This window comes from Micromonospora sp. USAFONa4 (genome assembly GCF_057197825.1).
In genome coordinates this window covers 3,280,711-3,296,364 of sequence record NZ_CM170072.1, presented here as the reverse complement: position 1 = coordinate 3,296,364, position 15,654 = coordinate 3,280,711, and the positions used below count along the sequence as shown (strand labels likewise).

14 protein-coding genes are annotated in these 15,654 nt (G+C 75.0%); 7 read left to right on the top strand and 7 right to left on the bottom strand.

The window, feature by feature from the left end:
• The first annotated feature begins 342 nt into the window (after positions 1-342).
• From moaC to AC0OO9_RS14385, 4 genes are all read left to right on the top strand, one after another.
• Entirely contained in the window at positions 343-834 is a 492-nt protein-coding gene (gene moaC, locus AC0OO9_RS14400) for a cyclic pyranopterin monophosphate synthase MoaC (RefSeq protein ID WP_151456340.1), read from the top strand.
• Positions 831-1,301, top strand: a complete 471-nt coding sequence (locus AC0OO9_RS14395; RefSeq protein ID WP_121399159.1) for a MogA/MoaB family molybdenum cofactor biosynthesis protein — start codon at positions 831-833, stop codon at positions 1,299-1,301. Before moaC ends, AC0OO9_RS14395 begins: the two co-directional genes overlap by 4 nt.
• 82 nt (positions 1,302-1,383) lie before the next feature.
• A complete protein-coding gene (locus AC0OO9_RS14390; protein ID WP_484517621.1) occupies positions 1,384-2,643 on the top strand; it encodes a molybdopterin molybdotransferase MoeA in 1,260 nt (419 codons plus the stop codon).
• Positions 2,640-3,089 (top strand): molybdenum cofactor biosynthesis protein MoaE, encoded by a 450-nt coding sequence (locus tag AC0OO9_RS14385; RefSeq protein WP_357577736.1) that lies wholly within the window; start codon positions 2,640-2,642, stop codon positions 3,087-3,089. Before AC0OO9_RS14390 ends, AC0OO9_RS14385 begins: the two co-directional genes overlap by 4 nt.
• A gap of 16 nt (positions 3,090-3,105) precedes the next feature.
• On the opposite strand, the gene AC0OO9_RS14380 is transcribed toward AC0OO9_RS14385, so the two are convergent.
• Positions 3,106-4,548: a glycosyltransferase 87 family protein gene (locus tag AC0OO9_RS14380; protein WP_132235524.1), complete on the bottom strand. Its 1,443-nt coding sequence runs from the start codon at positions 4,546-4,548 to the stop codon at positions 3,106-3,108.
• Positions 4,549-4,763: 215 nt separating this feature from the next.
• Positions 4,764-5,309 (bottom strand): DoxX family protein, encoded by a 546-nt coding sequence (locus AC0OO9_RS14375; RefSeq protein WP_484517620.1) that lies wholly within the window; start codon positions 5,307-5,309, stop codon positions 4,764-4,766.
• Positions 5,310-5,434: 125 nt separating this feature from the next.
• Between AC0OO9_RS14375 and AC0OO9_RS14370 the strand changes: the two genes are divergently transcribed.
• Entirely contained in the window at positions 5,435-5,989 is a 555-nt protein-coding gene (locus AC0OO9_RS14370; protein WP_484517951.1) for a GNAT family N-acetyltransferase, read from the top strand.
• A gap of 16 nt (positions 5,990-6,005) precedes the next feature.
• Here AC0OO9_RS14370 and AC0OO9_RS14365 read toward each other — a convergent pair whose 3' ends face one another.
• The 3 genes from AC0OO9_RS14365 to AC0OO9_RS14355 all read right to left on the bottom strand — a co-directional run bounded on the left by AC0OO9_RS14365 (position 6,006) and on the right by AC0OO9_RS14355 (position 8,953).
• Positions 6,006-7,247: an AAA family ATPase gene (locus AC0OO9_RS14365; RefSeq protein ID WP_484517619.1), complete on the bottom strand. Its 1,242-nt coding sequence runs from the start codon at positions 7,245-7,247 to the stop codon at positions 6,006-6,008.
• 141 nt (positions 7,248-7,388) lie between these two features.
• The gene (locus tag AC0OO9_RS14360; RefSeq protein WP_484517950.1) at positions 7,389-7,874 is read right to left on the bottom strand and encodes a PT domain-containing protein; all 486 of its coding nucleotides are present in this window, start codon (positions 7,872-7,874) and stop codon (positions 7,389-7,391) included.
• Between the two features lie 536 nt (positions 7,875-8,410).
• Positions 8,411-8,953 (bottom strand): LppU/SCO3897 family protein, encoded by a 543-nt coding sequence (locus AC0OO9_RS14355; protein ID WP_484517949.1) that lies wholly within the window; start codon positions 8,951-8,953, stop codon positions 8,411-8,413.
• Positions 8,954-9,180: 227 nt separating this feature from the next.
• On the opposite strand from AC0OO9_RS14355, the gene AC0OO9_RS14350 reads away from it, so the two are divergent.
• Together AC0OO9_RS14350 and AC0OO9_RS14345 are read left to right on the top strand one after the other, a co-directional pair.
• The gene (locus AC0OO9_RS14350; protein WP_484517618.1) at positions 9,181-10,209 is read left to right on the top strand and encodes an EamA family transporter; all 1,029 of its coding nucleotides are present in this window, start codon (positions 9,181-9,183) and stop codon (positions 10,207-10,209) included.
• Between the two features lie 9 nt (positions 10,210-10,218).
• Complete coding sequence (locus AC0OO9_RS14345) at positions 10,219-10,971, top strand: prepilin peptidase (protein ID WP_484517617.1); 753 nt, start codon at positions 10,219-10,221, stop codon at positions 10,969-10,971.
• A gap of 131 nt (positions 10,972-11,102) precedes the next feature.
• Here AC0OO9_RS14345 and AC0OO9_RS14340 read toward each other — a convergent pair whose 3' ends face one another.
• Positions 11,103-14,297, bottom strand: coding sequence for a UvrD-helicase domain-containing protein (locus tag AC0OO9_RS14340; RefSeq protein ID WP_484517616.1), 3,195 nt, complete (start codon positions 14,295-14,297; stop codon positions 11,103-11,105).
• Between the two features lie 100 nt (positions 14,298-14,397).
• Positions 14,398-15,642 carry a metallophosphoesterase gene (locus AC0OO9_RS14335; protein WP_484517615.1) on the bottom strand — a complete coding sequence of 415 codons (1,245 nt, stop codon included), beginning with the start codon at positions 15,640-15,642 and terminating at the stop codon, positions 14,398-14,400.
• Between the last annotated feature and the right edge of the window lie 12 nt (positions 15,643-15,654).

The window sequence follows — 15,654 nt, the reverse complement described above, 5'->3', positions numbered from 1 at the left end:
CCCCGATCGATGCGGCCGGAGATTCTCCCGACGGTGATGATCGCTTCCGTGGCGTTGCGGAGTCAATGAGGTCCCGTCGTTCCGGGGCGGCATCCCGAGTCACCGTCCACCGGAAGGGAGGGCTATCGGTCCGGTCCGTGAAGTGGGAGGGAAACGGCCGCGGGACAACGGGCCGTAAACGCGTTCCGAATTCGCGACAGGGGTGGTGCCCACTCGCCGGGAGTCGCGGCCGTCGCGCGATCGAAAGGGGCATCGGTTCAGCCGGTGCGGGCCCATCGCCGGCCGGCGTGCCCGTGCCGGTGACCCCCGTGCACCCGTACCGGAAAAGATAGGCTCGCGAGCGTGACCGATCCCGCGCAGCTCACCCACGTCGATCCGGCGGGCGCGGCCCGCATGGTCGACGTCTCCGCGAAGGCGGTCACCGGCCGCCTGGCCGTCGCCGCCGGCCGGCTCCGCACCACGCCCGAGGTCGTCGAGCTGCTGCGCCGCGACGGGCTGCCCAAGGGCGACGCGTTGGCGGTCGGCCGCCTCGCCGGCATCATGGGCGCGAAGCGCACCCCCGACCTGATCCCGCTCTGCCATCCCATCGCCCTGCACGGCGTCACGGTCGACCTGACGCTCACCGACGACACCGTCGAGATCACCGCCACCGCGCGGACGGCGGACCGCACCGGCGTGGAGATGGAGGCGCTGACCGCGGTGGCCGTCGCCGGGCTGGCGCTCGTCGACATGGTCAAGGCGGTCGACCCGGCGGCCAGCGTCGACGCGGTCCGGGTGCTGCGCAAGGAGGGCGGCAAGACCGGCCTGTGGGTCCGCCCGCAGGAGCGGCCGTGATCCGGGCCCGGGTGGTCGTGGCGTCCAACCGCGCCGCGGCGGGGGTGTACGCGGACACCAGCGGCCCCCTGCTCGTCGCGGGCCTGCGCGACCTCGGCTGCGAGGTGGACGGGCCGGTGGTGGTGCCCGACGGCGAGCCCGTGGGCGAGGCGCTGCGCGCCGCCCTGGCCGACGGGATCGACGTGGTGCTGACCAGCGGCGGTACGGGGATCAACCCCTCCGACCGCACCCCCGAGGTGACCCGGGCGCTGCTCGATCACGAGATCCCCGGCATCGCCGAGGCGATCCGGGCGCACAGCCGCGACAAGGTCCCCGCCGCCGCGCTCTCCCGGGGGCTCGCCGGCGTCGTCGGCCGGATGCTGGTGGTCAACCTGCCCGGGTCGACCGGCGGGGCCAGGGACGGCCTCGCCGTGCTCGGGCCGATCCTCCGCCACGCCGTCGACCAGCTCCGCGGCGGCGACCACTGACGACGCGGGAGGGCCGCGACCAACCGGCGGGCGCGGCGCCGCTGACGGCGCGGCCGGCATGCCGCACCGTTAGGCTCGGCCGGTGAGCACGGAAACCGCCCCGGCCGCCGAGCCGGCCACCGCGCCCCCGCCCGCCGGCTGGGAGGAGGCCCGCTCCCGGGTCTACGCGGTCGGCCTGGCCGCCGCGCTCCCCGCCGTCAGCCGGCCGCTCGCCGAGATCGACGGGCACACCCTCGCCGAGCCGCTGGCCACCCGTACGGACCTGCCCGCCTTCCCCACCTCCAGCGTCGACGGCTGGGCCGTGCGCGGCACCGGGCCGTGGCGGCCGGTCGGGCGGGTGCTGGCGGGCGGCACCCCGGCCCCGCTGACCGACGACGGGACGACCGTCGAGATCGCCACCGGCGCGATGGTGCCGGAGGGCACCACATCCGTGCTGCGGGTGGAGGAGTCCCGTCGTACGCCGGAGGGCCTCGTCGACGGCACGCCGCGGCCGGCGCCGGAGTGGCGCGAGCCGGGCGAGGAGGCGTACGCCGGGGAGGAACTGGTCCCCGCCGGCACGCCGGTGGACCCGGCGCTGATCGGCCTGGCCGCCTCCTGCGGGCACGACAGCCTGCTGGTGCGGCGGCAGCCCCGCGCCGCGCTGCTGGTCTTCGGCGACGAGCTGCTGACCGCCGGCCCGCCCGGCGCCGGACGGGTGCGCGACGCGCTCGGGCCGGCGGTGCCGGCCTGGCTGCGCCGGTACGGCTGCCTGGTCCGCCCGTCGGACGTGGTCGGACCGGTGGCGGACACGCTCCCCGCGCACGTGGCGGCGCTGCGCGCGGCGCTGAGCACCGCCGACCTCGTGTGCACCACCGGCGGCACGATGCACGGGCCGGTCGACCACCTGCATCCCGCGCTGGAGGCGCTCGGCGCCGACTACGTGGTCAACACGGTGGCGGTGCGGCCCGGTTTCCCGATGCTGCTGGCGCGGCTGGCCGACGCCGACGGCCGGGTCCGGTTCGTCGCCGGGCTGCCCGGCAACCCGCAGTCCGCCATCGTCGCCCTGGTCTCGCTTGTCGCCCCGCTGCTGGCCGGCCTGGCGGGCCGCCCGATGCCGGTGCTGCCGCACGCCACGCTCGCCGAGCCGGTGCGCGGCCGGGGCGGGTACACCCACCTGGCGCTGGTCCGGTTGGACCGGACCGCCGGCACCGCCCACCCGGTCCGGCACGTCGGCTCGGCGATGCTGCGCGGGCTGGCGGGCGCCGACGGGTTCGCCGTCATCCGCCCCGGCACCTCCGGCGAGCCGGGGGACCGGGTGCCGGTCGTACCGCTGCCGCTGCTGCCCGGGGAGCGTGCGTGGTGACCACGCCGACGGCCGACGCCTCGGGCCGGTCCACGACGTTCGGCGAGGTCACCGACCGGCCGCTCGACCTTGCCGCGCACGAGGCGGCGGTCGCCGACCGCCGGGCCGGTGCGGTCGTCTCGTTCCAGGGGGTGGTCCGCGACCACGACCACGGCCGGGCGGTGACCAGCCTGGAGTACGAGGGCCACCCGAGCGCCGGGCGGATCCTGCGCGAGGTCGCGGCCGAGATAGCCGCCGACCCGGACGTGTACGCGGTCGCGGTGTCGCACCGGGTCGGCCCGCTCGCCATCGGCGACGCGGCCCTGGTGGCGGCCGTCAGCACCGCCCACCGGGCCGCCGCGTTCGCGGCCTGCGCCCGACTGGTCGACGAGGTCAAGGCGCGGCTGCCGATCTGGAAGCGGCAGGTCTTCGCCGACGGCACCGAGGAGTGGGTGAACTGCCCCTGAGGGGCGGCCCACCCGGTCAGCGGCGCAGGCTCGGCGCGGCCTGCCGGCCGAACCGGTCGGCGTAGAAGGCCGGCTCGGCACCGGGACGCCACGGCAGCGCGGCGACCAGCAGGATCAGGGCCAGCGCCAGCGAGTTCTCCATCAGCGCGCCGAAGAGGCCGTCCTGGTAGTGCGACACCTCGGGGAGCTGGTGCTCGTACGGCCAGATCGGGGAGACCAGGAAGAGCAGGTAGAGCCCGACGGCGGCGACGCCGTGCCGGAGCCCGGTCAGCGTCGGGTACCAGATCGGCGGGCGTAGCCCCGTCACCCCCGGCGGCCCGCCGTACCCGCCCTGGCCGGCCCGCTGCGCCAACCCGCGGCTGGCCTCGCGACGGCGTACGGCGGCGTCGGCCAGCACGATGATCGCCGGGATCACCCAGACCAGGTGGTGCGTCCAGGAGATCGGGCTGATCACGTTGGCGGTGAGGCCGACCAGCGTGAACGCGGTCAGCTCGTCGCCGTCGGCGCGGGCGTTGACGGCGCGGGAGAGGCCGACCGCCAGCATCAGCACCGAGAACGCCAGCCAGAGCAGGCCGGGCGTCTCGATCGAGTCGTACAGCCGGGCCAGCAGCCCCGCCAGCGACTGGTTGGGCGTCATGTCGGCGGCCCCGACGCGCTCGGTCTGCCAGAGCACGCCGCCGAAGTAGGCCCGCGACTCGGTGCCGACGACCGCGAAGGAACCGACGGTCACCGCGATCACCGTGCCGATCGCGGTGGTCGCGGCACGCCACTGCCGCGTGATCATCAGGTAGGCGATGAACAGCGCCGGGGTCAGCTTGACGGCGGTGGCCAGGCCGATGCCCACGCCGGCCCACGCCCCGCTGTAGACGAAGCGCAGCAGCGGGCCGTCGGTCGGGGGGATGTGGGTGCCCCGGCGGGCCCGCCAGCGCAGGCCGATCAAATCGGCCATGATCAGTGCGAAGAGGAGCAGGTTCACCTGGCCGTAGCCGAGGGTCTCCCGGGCCGGCTCGATGGCGACCGCCAGCGGCGTCGCGATCCCCACGGTGAACCAGAGGGGCCAGCCGAGCCGGTCGACGATCGGGCGGAGCAGCCCGGCCAGCACGACGGCCAGGGCGGCGATGCTGGCGAGCGCGTTGACCATCCCGGCCAGCTCGACCGGCAGGTGCGCCATCGGCAGCATCACCAGACCGCCGAACGGCGGGTAGGTGAAGCCGAGGGTGGTGCCGGGTGCGATGAACTCGTAGAGCTCGTGACCGCTCGCCCACCACACCACCGCGCCGTGGTAGATCTTCATGTCGAAGAAGTTGTACGGCCGCCCGAAAGCACCGATGGCGAGCCATGCGGCATAGGCGACGGCGGCCACGATGCCAGCCCGTACGACTGTCCTACGATCGATCCCACGCGTTACGCGACGGACTGGGGCGAGGCGGTCCACCCGTCTTCCGACGGTCGCCGGCATGGCGTGGCCACCCCCGTACCAAGGTCGTCCTACCCGTCCAGGTCCTGCACGGAGCCTAGAACGGCGCCTCACGTTAATGCCTCCCGCGTTATGCGACCGTGTCCGATCCCACACATGTTTTTGACATTTCCACCGCGTTAACGCCTGTCGGGTGGTTCAGGTGATTCGCGGTGTTGACACGTGAAGGCCCGGGTGGGGGGAGGTATCGACGCAGGTCAGCCAGGCAGTCGACGGGCCGTCGCTGCCGATCGTACGGCGATCCGGGCCTCCCTGCGGGCGGTACGGACGGCTCGCTGCACGGAACGTCGGGAGTGGCCGATCCGGTGACCCGTCCGCCACCGCAGCCCCGGCCTGCCACCGGTGTCGGCGGCGGCGAGCAGCAGCCCGCCGAAGAGGCCGAGGTTCTTCAGGAAGTGGACCTGGTTGTTGCGCCGCGCCGCCGGGTCGTCGTTGTTCCAGAAGGGATGCCCGGCGAGGGTCACCGGGACCAGCGTGCCGGCCAGGACCAGCGCCGCCGGCCGGGCGAACCGGCCGGTGGCGAGCATCAGCCCGGCGCCGACCTGCACCGCCGAGTTGACGCGGATCAGCGTCTCGGTGTCGGTGGGGATGCGGGGGTCGGCCTTCTCCAGCAGCGGAGTCACCCGGTCCGTCACGGGCTTCGCCGCCGGGACCAGCCGTCCGGGGTTGCGGAGGTTGGTGAACCCGCTGACCACGAAGATGCCGCTCAGCATGGCGCGGGCGAGGGAACGCACGGGTTTCATGGGTCAGTCATACCCCGTCGTCGGCCCGGCTACCCCCGCAACCGCCGATCCGGATCGGCGGACGTGCACCTCGCGCCACGCCGATTCGAGCGACCGTCGCTGATGGACGGCCCGTGAGGGGTAACGTGCCCCGCGTGACGACGCTGCGGCTGCGACCCGAGGACCCGGCCGACACCGGCGCGGTCCGGCGGGTGCTGGCCGGCGCGTTCGCCCGCCCCGACGTGACCACGCCGCCCGAGGTGGGGCTGGTCGAGGAGCTGCGGGACAGCGACGCCTGGCTGCCGGAGCTGGCGATGGTCGCCGAGTACGGCGGCGAGGTCGTCGGCTACGCCCTGCTCACCCGGGTCCGGGTGAAGTCCGACGACCACACCGCGCCGGCGCTGGCGCTCGGCCCCGTGGCGGTCGCGCCGCACCGGCGGCGGATCGGGCTCGGCACGGCGGTGGTGCAGGCCGCCATCGAGGCGGCCACGGAGCTGGGCGAGCGGCTGGTGGTGGTGCTCGGCGACCCGGGCTACTACCACCGGTTCGGCTTCGGCCGGGCGGACCGGATGGGCCTGACCAGCCCCTGGTCGGGTCTCGGCGACCCCTGGCAGGCGCTGGTGCTGCCGCCGGCCACGAGCGGCGAGGGCCCGCCGCCGCGCGGCGAGGTGCTCTTCCCGCCGCCCTGGTCCAGGGTCTGACGCCCGTCGCGGCCGGTCAGGCCGGTTGGGTACGCAGGTAGCGGCCGAAGTGCGGGACGGTGAAGGCGACCGTGCCGCGTTCACCGGAGTAGATCAGGCCCTTCTTGATCAGTGCGTCCCGGGCCGGGGAGAGGCTGGCCGGCTTGCGCCCGAGGGCCCGGGCGATCTCCGCCGTCGGCACGGCGGCGTCCATGTCGTCGCGGCCCCCGCCGTCGACCTCGCCCTCCACCAGGGACAGCGTGGCCATGGCCCGCATGTACTCGCGCTCGGCGGGGGTGGCCCGTTCGAAGCGGGAGCCGAAGAAGCCCACGGCCAGCTCGGCCTCGGCCTCGGGCGCGGCGACCCGTACGTCGGCGGCGGTGATCGGCGAGCGGGGCGCGTGGTCCCAGGTCGCCTTCCCGTACGCCTGGACGAAGTAGGGATAGCCGCCGGACTTCTCGTAGAGCAGGTCGAGCGCCTTCTGCTCGTACTCGACCTCCTCGCGCTCGGCCGGCGCGCAGAGCGCCTGGTCGGCGGCGATCCGGTCGAGCCGGTCGATGCGCTGGTAGCGGAAGAGCCGCTCCGAGTACGACTTGGCCGCGCTGAGCACGGCCGGCAGGTGCGGCAGCCCGGCGCCGACCACGATCAGCGGCGCGCCGAGCTGGGACAGCTCGTGGCAGGCGGCGCAGAGCGCGGAGACGTCCTCCGGGCCGAGGTCCTGCATCTCGTCGATGAAGATCGCGATGCCGGTGCCGACGTCGGAGGCCACCGCGGCGGCGTCGCTGAGCAGCTCGACCAGGTCGATCTCGATGTCGCCGGAGTCGGCGCGGCCGCTGGCGGCGGGCACGTCGATGCCCGGCTGCCACCGGTCGCGCAGCTTCGGGGCGGCGGTGCCGCGACCGGTCGGCGTGGTCCGCTGGGCGAACGCCTTGAGCACGCCGAGGAAGGCGTCGATCCGGTCGGGCGCGCGGTGCCGGGGCGCCAGTTCCCGGACGGCCATGTGCAGCGCTGCGGCGATCGGGCGGCGTAGCGACTGGTCCGGTCGGGCCTCGATCTTGCCGCTGCCCCAGAGGTGGTTGATCGCCTGGGAGCGGAGGGTGTTGAGCAGCACCGTCTTGCCGACGCCGCGCAGGCCGGTGAGCATCAGGCTGCGTTCCGGCCGGCCCCGGGCGATGCGCTCCAGCACGACGTCGAAGACGTCCAGCTCGCGCCCCCGCCCGGCGAGTTCGGGGGGACGCTGACCGGCGCCCGGGGCGTACGGGTTGCGGACCGGATCCACGCATCGCACAGTATCGGGCCGTCTAGCTGGGGGACTAGACATCCGTAGATGGGGCAACCGGCGTGTCGGGTCACCGGGATCGGTCTCGACACAAAACTAGGGCTGTCTAGCGTCCATGCTAGACAGCCCTAGTTTTGGTAATCAGCGCTTCTTCAGGCAGAGCACGTAGTCGAGGAAGTCCAGCGAGTTGTCGTGCACGTAGTTCGCGGTCGCCTCCGGGGCGCGGGTCTTGCACCGGTCGCCGTCCGCCGTGCCCGGGATCCGCAGGAGCACCTCGTACGTGTTGGGGCCGCAGGGCACCTTACGCAGCTCGGCCTTGCTGGCCGTGCCGTCGTTGACCACGCAGTCGCCCTTGGCGAACACCTTCCTGCTGGGGCTCGGTGCGGCGGTGGTCGGCTCCACGCTGGGCTCGTCCGTCGGTTCCTCGGTCGGTCGGCTCGTCGGCTGGCTCGTCGGGCCGGCGGTGGCGTTCACCGTCGGGGCCGCGACCGGGTCGTCGTCGCCGGCCTGCCAGAAACCCCAGCCGGCGAGGCCGAGGCACGGGCAGAGCAGGAGCACCGCCACCAGGCCGATGATCAGCGCGACCTTGCCACCGCTCTTGTTCGCGGGCGGAGCGGCCGACGGCATCGCGTACCCGCCGGGCCCCGGCGGCGGGGTGCCCCACTGGTTGCCCGGCGTGGGTGCCGGCCCGGCCGGCGGATACGGTCCCGCCTGCGGGTAGTTCCCCTGGCCCGCCGGCGGCTGCGCCCCGGGCGGCGGCGGATAGCCGGCCCCGGAGGAGGGCGGCGGGTAGCCGGCCCCGGACGTCGGTGGCGGGTAGCCCGCCCCCGAGGTGGGCGGCGGGTAGCCGGCCCCGGAGGAGGGCGGCGGGGGGTAGCCCGGTTCCGGCGCCGGCGGCTGCGCGGGCTGGTTCCACGCCGGGTCCTGCTGGCCCCACTGCGGGGTGGCCGGCGCTTCACCCCCGTACGGCGGCTGGCCCCACTGCGGTTCGCCGCCGGGCTGCGGCTGACCCCACTGCGCGGCGGCCGGCGGCTGCCCCCACTCCGGCAGGGTCGGGTCGATGGGGGGCGGGCCGCCCGGGGTGCCGGGCGGGCGCTGGTAGGGGTCGTCCGGCTGTGCGGGTGATCCGTAGGTCGTCATCTCTTCCTCAGGGGTGCGGTGGCTCAGCGCTGCTTCAGGCAGAGCACGAAGTCGAGGGTGTCCAGCTCGCTGTCGAAGAAGTACCAGTTGGTGTAGCCGTCAACCTTGGCGCACTTCGCCGCGGCGTCCTTCTCGCCGCTGGTCGCCCCGTCGATCCGGCGCAGCACCTCGTACGTCTGCGGCGCGCAGTCGCTGATCAGCAGCTTGGGCTTGCCGCCGGCCGGCCCGTCGTTGCGGACGCACTGGCCGGCCTTGACGAAGCGCGGATCGGTGGAGGACTCGGGGGCGGGTGTGCTCGGTGCGGCGGCCGTCGCGCCCGCCGGAGATTCCGGCGGGTCGGTCCGGGCGGCGGGCGCGGGCCCGCTCGGCGTGGCGGCGGGCTTCCTGTCGTCCTGGTCGAGCAGGTAGAGCACCGCGGCCCCGCCGACCAGCACCAGCAACGTCACCGTGACCAGCACCGCGACGACCGGGGCCGTCCGCCCGCGCCGCCGTCGCGGTGGCGGGGCGGGACCTTCCGCGTACGGGGAGGGGACGGCGGTGCCGTCGCTCCGGGCGGCGTACGGCACCGGGCCGTGCCCCGGTGGGGGCGGGCCGTACGCGTCCGCCCAGGGCTCCTGCCCCGCAGACCCGGCCGACGGACCGTACGACTCGTCGGGGTGCCGCCCGTGCCACGGGTCCGGGTTCCCGCGACCCGGTGCTCCGTAGTTCGCCATGCACGCCTCCCGTGCGAGTGGTGAGAGGCCGGCCACCAACCAGGGACGCCGACGCCGACGTCACCGTAGCGTGTCCACCGATGAGCCCACCTCCACCGAGTGCGCAGCCGCCCGTCGACGCAGGTACCCCGCCCGGCCCGGTCGCCGGGGCGGGTCGTACGGCTGCTGCCGCGCCGGCCCTGCTCTGGACCGCGCTGCTGCTGGTCTACGTCCTGTGGGGCTCCACCTACCTGGGCATCAAGATCGTGGTGGAGTCCATGCCACCGCTCGGCTCGGCGGCCGCCCGGTTTGCCGCCGCCGGCCTGGTGCTGGCGATCGTGCTACGGGCGCTGCGGGGGCGGGGCGCGCTGCGGGTGGACCGGCGACAGCTCGCCTCGGCCGCGCTGGTCGGGGTCCTCCTGCTGGCCTGCGGCAACGGGCTGGTGGTGCTCGCCGAGTCCGGTCCGGTGGGGGTGGCGGTGCCGTCCGGGGTCGCCGCCCTGCTGGTGGCGACCGTTCCGCTGCTGGTGGTGCTGCTGCGTACGGTCACCGGTGACCGACCCCGGTCGTGGACGCTGGCGGGGGTGACGCTGGGCTTCGTCGGCCTGGTGCTGCTGGTGCTGCCGACCGGCGGGGCGGACGCCGTGCCGCTCACCGGGGCGCTGACCGTGGTCGCGGCGGCCAGCTGCTGGTCGATCGGCTCCTTCCTCTCCGGGCGGATGCGGATGCCCGCCGATCCGTTCGTCGCCACCGTCTACGAGATGTTCGCCGGGGCGGCGGCGCTGGCCCTCCTCTCGGTGGGCCGTGGCGAGCTGCGCGGCTTCGACCTGGGCGCGGTGACCACCCGGTCGTGGCTCGCGCTCGCGTACCTGATGGTGGCCGGCTCGCTTGTCGCCTTCACCGCGTACGTCTGGCTGCTGCACCACGCCCCGATCTCGCTGGCCGCCACGTACGCCTACGTCAACCCGGTGGTCGCGGTGGCGCTCGGCGCGTTGTTCGCCGCCGAGCCGGTCACCGCGCGGGTGGTGCTCGGCGGCGCGGTCATCGTCGCCGGGGTGGCCCTCGTGGTGAGCACCGAGAGACCGCGACGTCCCGTCCGGGGGGCCGCGCCGGAGCCGTCGCGCCGGTAGCGTCCGCCCATGTCGACCGGGCTGCTGGCATGCGTGGCGCTGCTCGGCGCCCTGGCCGGCCTCGCCGCACCCCGGGTCGCCCGCCACTTCGCCGCTCCGCTCGCTCCGCGCGTCGCCGGCACCGCCCCGGACGCACCGCGCGTCGCCGGCGCCGCGCCGAACGCGGTGCGGGACGCCGGGTCCACGCCGCGCGTCGTCGAGGCCGCGCCGGGCGCGGAGCGCGTCGCCGGGGCGGTGCCGTCCGCCGGGTGGGGCGCGGCGGCGGGTGCGCTCGCGTTCGCCGGGCTCGCGGCGGCCCTTGGGGCGGATCCGGTGCTGCCGGTCCTCCTCGTGCTGGCCGCCGTCGGGCTGGTGCTCGCCCTGGTCGACCTGGCCTGCCTGCGGCTGCCCGACCCGCTGGTCGGGGCCGCCGCGCTGGTCGCCGCCGTCGGGCTGACCGGCGTGGCGGCAACGGCCGGTAGCCCCGGACGCCTGCTCGGCGCGGCGGCTGGGGCGGCGCTCTGCTCCGCCTGCCACGTGGTGCTGGCGGTGCTGCCGGGCTCCCGGCTGGGCTTCGGCGACGTGAAGCTCGCCGCCGTCCTGGGCCTGCCGCTCGGCTGGCTCGGCGGGTCGTCCCTGGCGCTCGGGCTGCTCCTGCCGCACCTGCTGCACGGTGTGCTGGTGCTCGTCCTGCTGGTGGCCGGCAGGGTGCGTCGCGACACCCCGCTCCCGCTGGGCCCGGCCCTGCTCACCGGCGCCTGGCTGGCCGCCCTGGCCGCCTGAGGCCGCCGCACCGACCGGCGCACCGGTGCCTGACGGCTTGACGCGCCCCGCACGGACAGGCACACCGGGCCGCCCTGACGGCCTGGGCGGTCACCCCGCGGCCGGAAGGACCCACAGCCCGACGGGGTGGCTCAGATCAGGCGGAGCTGGCGGTCGCGGGGGCGGCGGGGCTCGGCCTCGCCGAAGCGCTCGAAGAGGCCCGGGTCGATGACGTCGAGGAACGGCGACGGGGCGCAGTCGCGTTCCGTGCCGTGCCGGCTGCGGCGGGCCGCGTGGGTCACGTACAGCCGGTCCTGGGCGCGGGTCAGCCCGACGAAGAAGAGCCGTCGTTCCTCGGCGATCGCGTCGTCGTCGGGGGTGCTGCCGGGCCAGCGCAGCGGGAGCAGACCGTCCTCGGCGCCGACCAGGAAGACCACCGGGAACTCCAGCCCCTTGGCGGCGTGCAGGGTGAGCAGGGTGACCGCCTCGGCGCGCGGGTCGAGCGCGTCCACCTCCGCCCCGGTGGCGAGCTGGGACAGGAACAGCGGCAGGTCGTCGCCGCAGCGGCGGGCCAGCGGGGTGAGCAGGTCGACGGCCGACCGGACGTCCTCCGGGCGGACCGCGCCGGCACCGTCCAGCGTGGGCACCGCGAAGCGCTCCGCCAGCACCTGACCGGCCAGCCGGACCCGGGCGGCCAGCGAGCCGTCGAGCCCGTCGGCGTGGCGCAGTTCGCGGGCGATGGCGGCCACCCCGGGCCGGTCCCGCAGCCGGTCGTGCGAGCGCTTCTGCACCGGGATGTTCGCCCGCGCGAGGGCGTCCACGATGGGTGCGGCCTGCGCGTCGGTGCGGTAGAGCACCGCGATGTCGGAGAACGACAGCGAGGTGGACCGGCCGTCGATCCGCCCCGAGTCCAGCGACCGGTGGGAGAGGCCGCCGACCAGCTCGTCGATGGTGCGTACGACGAAGTCGGCCTCGTCGGCGACGGACGCCGCCGGGTAGCGACCCACCAGCGGGGCCTCCGGGTCGAGCCGGGCCGGGTCGAGCCGGCGGCCCCGCACCAGCGACGACGGCGCGATGGCCTGCACGGCGGCGGCCAGGATGGGCGCGGAGGACCGGTAGTTGCGGTTCAGCCGGACCAGCCGGGCGTCGGTGAAGTCCTGCGAGAAGCGCAGGAAGTAGCCGACGTCGGCGCCCCGGAAGGAGTAGATCGCCTGGTCCGGGTCGCCGATCGCGCAGAGGTTGCCGTCGGCGGGGCTGAGCAGGCGCAGCAGCTCGTACTGCACCTCGTCGACGTCCTGGTACTCGTCGACGAAGATCCAGCGCCAGCGCTCCCGGTAGTGCCGTACCAGCTTCTTGTCGGCCCGCAGCAGCGCGACCGGCAGGGTCAGCAGCTCGTCCAGGTCCACCAGGTCCTGCTTGCGCAGCAGGGCCGCATAGCCGGCCTCGTCGTCGCCGGCCTCGGCGCGGGCCTCCGCCCGCTGGGCGTCGTCGGCGATCCGGAAGTCCGTCGGCAGGCCGGCGGCGTCGGCGTTCTCCCGCAGGATGGTCAGGCCCAGCGAGTGGAAGGTGCCGACGGTGACGTCCTCGGCGACCGGCCCGAGCAGGCCGTCCAGGCGGTGCCGCAGTTCCTCGGCGGCCCGCCGGGTGAACGTGATCGCCAGGCACTGCTCGGGGAAGACGTTCAGTTCCGCGCAGAGGTAGGCGATCCGGTGGGTCAGCGTCCGGGTCTTGCCGGTGCCCGGCCCGGCGACGATGAGCAGCGGACCGCCCGGCGCGGAGGCGGCCACCCGCTGCATGGCGTCCAGGCGATCGAGCAGGCCGGTGCCGACCTCCTCCATGCCGGCGAGCATCGGCTCGAACGGCTCGTGCGGCGAGGGCGTCGGCGCGATCGGGGGCGGGGGCGCGGCCGGCGCGGCCTTGCGCTTCGGTTCGGGCTTGGTCGCCGCCGGGCGCTTGGCCCGGGGCTTCGGCGCCGGCTCCGCGGGGGTGCGCTGCGCCGGCACGGGTACGTCGAAGAGTGTCTCCTGGGCCCCGCCGGCGTTGCCGCCCAACTCGGCCGGGTCGAAGAGGGTGATGACGCCGTACTCGCCGTCGTAGCCGGGGACCCGGCGCACGTCGCCCCGGCGCAGCCGGCCGATGCCCTCGGCGAGCAGTTCCCCGCCGACCCGGCCGATCTCGTCGAGCGGCGTGCTGGTGAGGATCTCCAGCTCCGGGCCGAGAGCGGCGATCAGCTCGTGGAGCTTCCCCTCGACCCTCTTGGACCGGGCGCCCACCTTGTTGATCTCGCCGAGGATCTCGGCCAGCGGCACCAGGTGGGTGACGTCGGGGGCGTGCGCGGGGCGGTGCCCCGACGGCCGGTCGGCCAGCTCCTCGATCCGGCTCAGTACGCCCACGGTCAGCGGCTTGCCGCACTCCGGGCAGCGGCCAGCGGCGGCCCGGGTCTCCTCGGGCGACCAGTTGATCCCGCAGAGCCGGTGCCCGTCCGCGTGGTACTTGCCCTCCTCGGGGAAGAACTCGATGGTCCCGGCGAGCCCGTCACCGGTACGCAGGGCGTCGCGGATCGCGAAGTAGTCGCGGGCGGTGGCGAAGACGGTCGCCTCCCGGGCCAGCGCCGGCGGCGAGTGCGCGTCCGAGTTCGACACCAGCCGGTAGCCGTCCAGGCTGCCGACACGCCAGTTCATGTCGGGGTCGGAGGAGAGGCCGGTCTCCACGGCGAAGATGTGCCCGGCCAGGTCGGCGTAGCAGTCGGCGATCGCGTCGAAGCCCGACTTGGAGCCCAGCGCGGAGAACCACGGCGTCCAGATGTGCGCCGGCACGAGGTAGCCGTCGGCGCTGGCCTCCAGGGTGATCTCCAGCAGGTCCCGGGAGTCCAGGCCGAGGATCGGCCGGCCGTCCGAGCCAAGGTTGCCGATCCGCCCGAGCGCCGCGTTGAAGCGGGCCACCGCGTCCAGGTCTGGCAGGTAGATCAGGTGGTGCACCTTGTGGGTGCGGTCGTCCCGCTTGTAGATCGTGGAGATCTCCACGCTGAGCATGAACCGGACCGGGTCCGCCTCCGCCTCGCTCGCCAGCCGGGGCGGCAGCCGGCGGGCGATGTCCCGCTCCGCCTCCGGGCTGAGCCGGTGCAGGCCGGGCTCGGCCGGGTGCAGCGTCTCGCGGAGGTGGTCGTACCAGGCGGGGTGGGTAAAGTCGCCGGTGCCGAGCACCCCGATGCCCTTGCGCCGCGCCCACCAGCCGAGGTTGGGCAGGGTGAGGTCGCGGCTGCACGCGCGCGAGTACTTCGAGTGGATGTGCAGATCCGCGACGAACGGCGGGACGCCGCCGGGGGGTGCGGGACTGAACGGAGGCACGCCGCATCCTGTCACGCCCGCGCCATTACCCACCCGTCGCCACGCACACCCGTGACCTGAGCATCCGGTGCTGGACAACGCCGGCCGCCCGCGCTATGGGTCAGCGGGAGCGCAGCTCCACCAGGGTGATCTGCGGTTCGGCGCCGACGCGGACCGGCGGGCCCCAGAATCCGGCGCCGTTGGTGACGTAGACCTTGGTGCCGTCGACCTCGCCCAGGCCGGAGACCACCGGCTGCTGGAGCTTCACCAGCAGGTTGAACGGGACCATCTGGCCGCCGTGGGTGTGCCCGGAGAGCTGGAGGTCGACGCCGAACTTCGCCGCCTCCGTCGCCGCGACCGGCTGGTGGGCGAGCAGCACCACCGGGCGGTTCGGGTCGCGGTCGCCGAGCGCCGCCGCGTAGTCCGCCGGGGCCGCCAGACCGGTGCCGGCGGCGGTGACGTCGTTCACCCCGGCCAGGTCGAGCACGCCGCCCCGGGCCTGGATCTCCGTCCGCTCGTTCTGCATGACCCGCAGGCCGAGCCGGTCCAGCTCCTGGACCCACTCCTCGACGCCGGAGTAGTACTCGTGGTTGCCGGTGACGAAGTAGCTGCCGTGCCGGGAGCGCAGGCCGCGCAGCGGCTCGGCCGCCTCGCCCAGCTCGGCCACCGAGCCGTCGACCAGGTCGCCGACGACGGCGACGATGTCGGCGTCCAGGCGGTTGATCGCGGCGACGATCCGCTCGGTGTGCGCCCGTCCGCGCAGCGGACCGAGGTGGATGTCGGAGACCGTGGCGATCCGCAGGCCGTCCATGCTGCGGGGGAGCTTGGCCAGCGGGATCTGCACCCGGTCGAGCTGCGGCGGGCCGAGGGCGGTGCGGATGCCGTACCCGGTGAGGCCGGTGGCGGTGAGCCCGGCGAAGATCGCTGTCCCGCGGGCGAGCAGCAACCGGCGGGAAGGGTCGTGGTCGGGCTGCGCGACGGCGTCGGCGGCCGGCGGGTCCGCCGGCCCGGCCGCGCCCACCATGGCGGGCTCGGGCGCGGCGGCGGTGGGCTCCGCGGCGGCGACCCGGCGACGCAGCACGAGCTTCGCCACCGCCATCGGCACTTCCAGCGCCACGAGCAGGACCAGCAGGTAGAACATGACGGCGAGCCAGAGGTAGCCCGGCCACGCGAGCCAGTAGAGGCCCGCCTGGGTGCCGGCCATGGTCGCCGGTACGAGCAGCGCGAGCACCAGGGCGGTGATTCCGCCGACCCGCCGCCAGCGGCCCGGGGCGGTGGTGTCCCGCACCAGGCGCTTCCAGAGGTAGAGGTGGATCAGGCCGGTGACCAGCGCGATGGTGGCGACGAACGCCAGTGCCGCCAGCATGTGTGCGCCTCC

What these genes read in the sequence shown, in the direction of transcription:
- AC0OO9_RS14335 (WP_484517615.1), bottom strand. Translation starts at nt 15,642, where the DNA reads ATGCTGGCGGCACTGGCGTTCGTCGCCACCATCGCGCTGGTCACCGGC.
- AC0OO9_RS14345 (WP_484517617.1), top strand. Translation starts at nt 10,219, where the DNA reads ATGTCGACCGGGCTGCTGGCATGCGTGGCGCTGCTCGGCGCCCTGGCC.
- AC0OO9_RS14375 (WP_484517620.1), bottom strand. Translation starts at nt 5,309, where the DNA reads ATGAAACCCGTGCGTTCCCTCGCCCGCGCCATGCTGAGCGGCATCTTC.
- AC0OO9_RS14380 (WP_132235524.1), bottom strand. Translation starts at nt 4,548, where the DNA reads ATGCCGGCGACCGTCGGAAGACGGGTGGACCGCCTCGCCCCAGTCCGT.
- AC0OO9_RS14360 (WP_484517950.1), bottom strand. Translation starts at nt 7,874, where the DNA reads ATGCCGTCGGCCGCTCCGCCCGCGAACAAGAGCGGTGGCAAGGTCGCG.
- AC0OO9_RS14350 (WP_484517618.1), top strand. Translation starts at nt 9,181, where the DNA reads ATGAGCCCACCTCCACCGAGTGCGCAGCCGCCCGTCGACGCAGGTACC.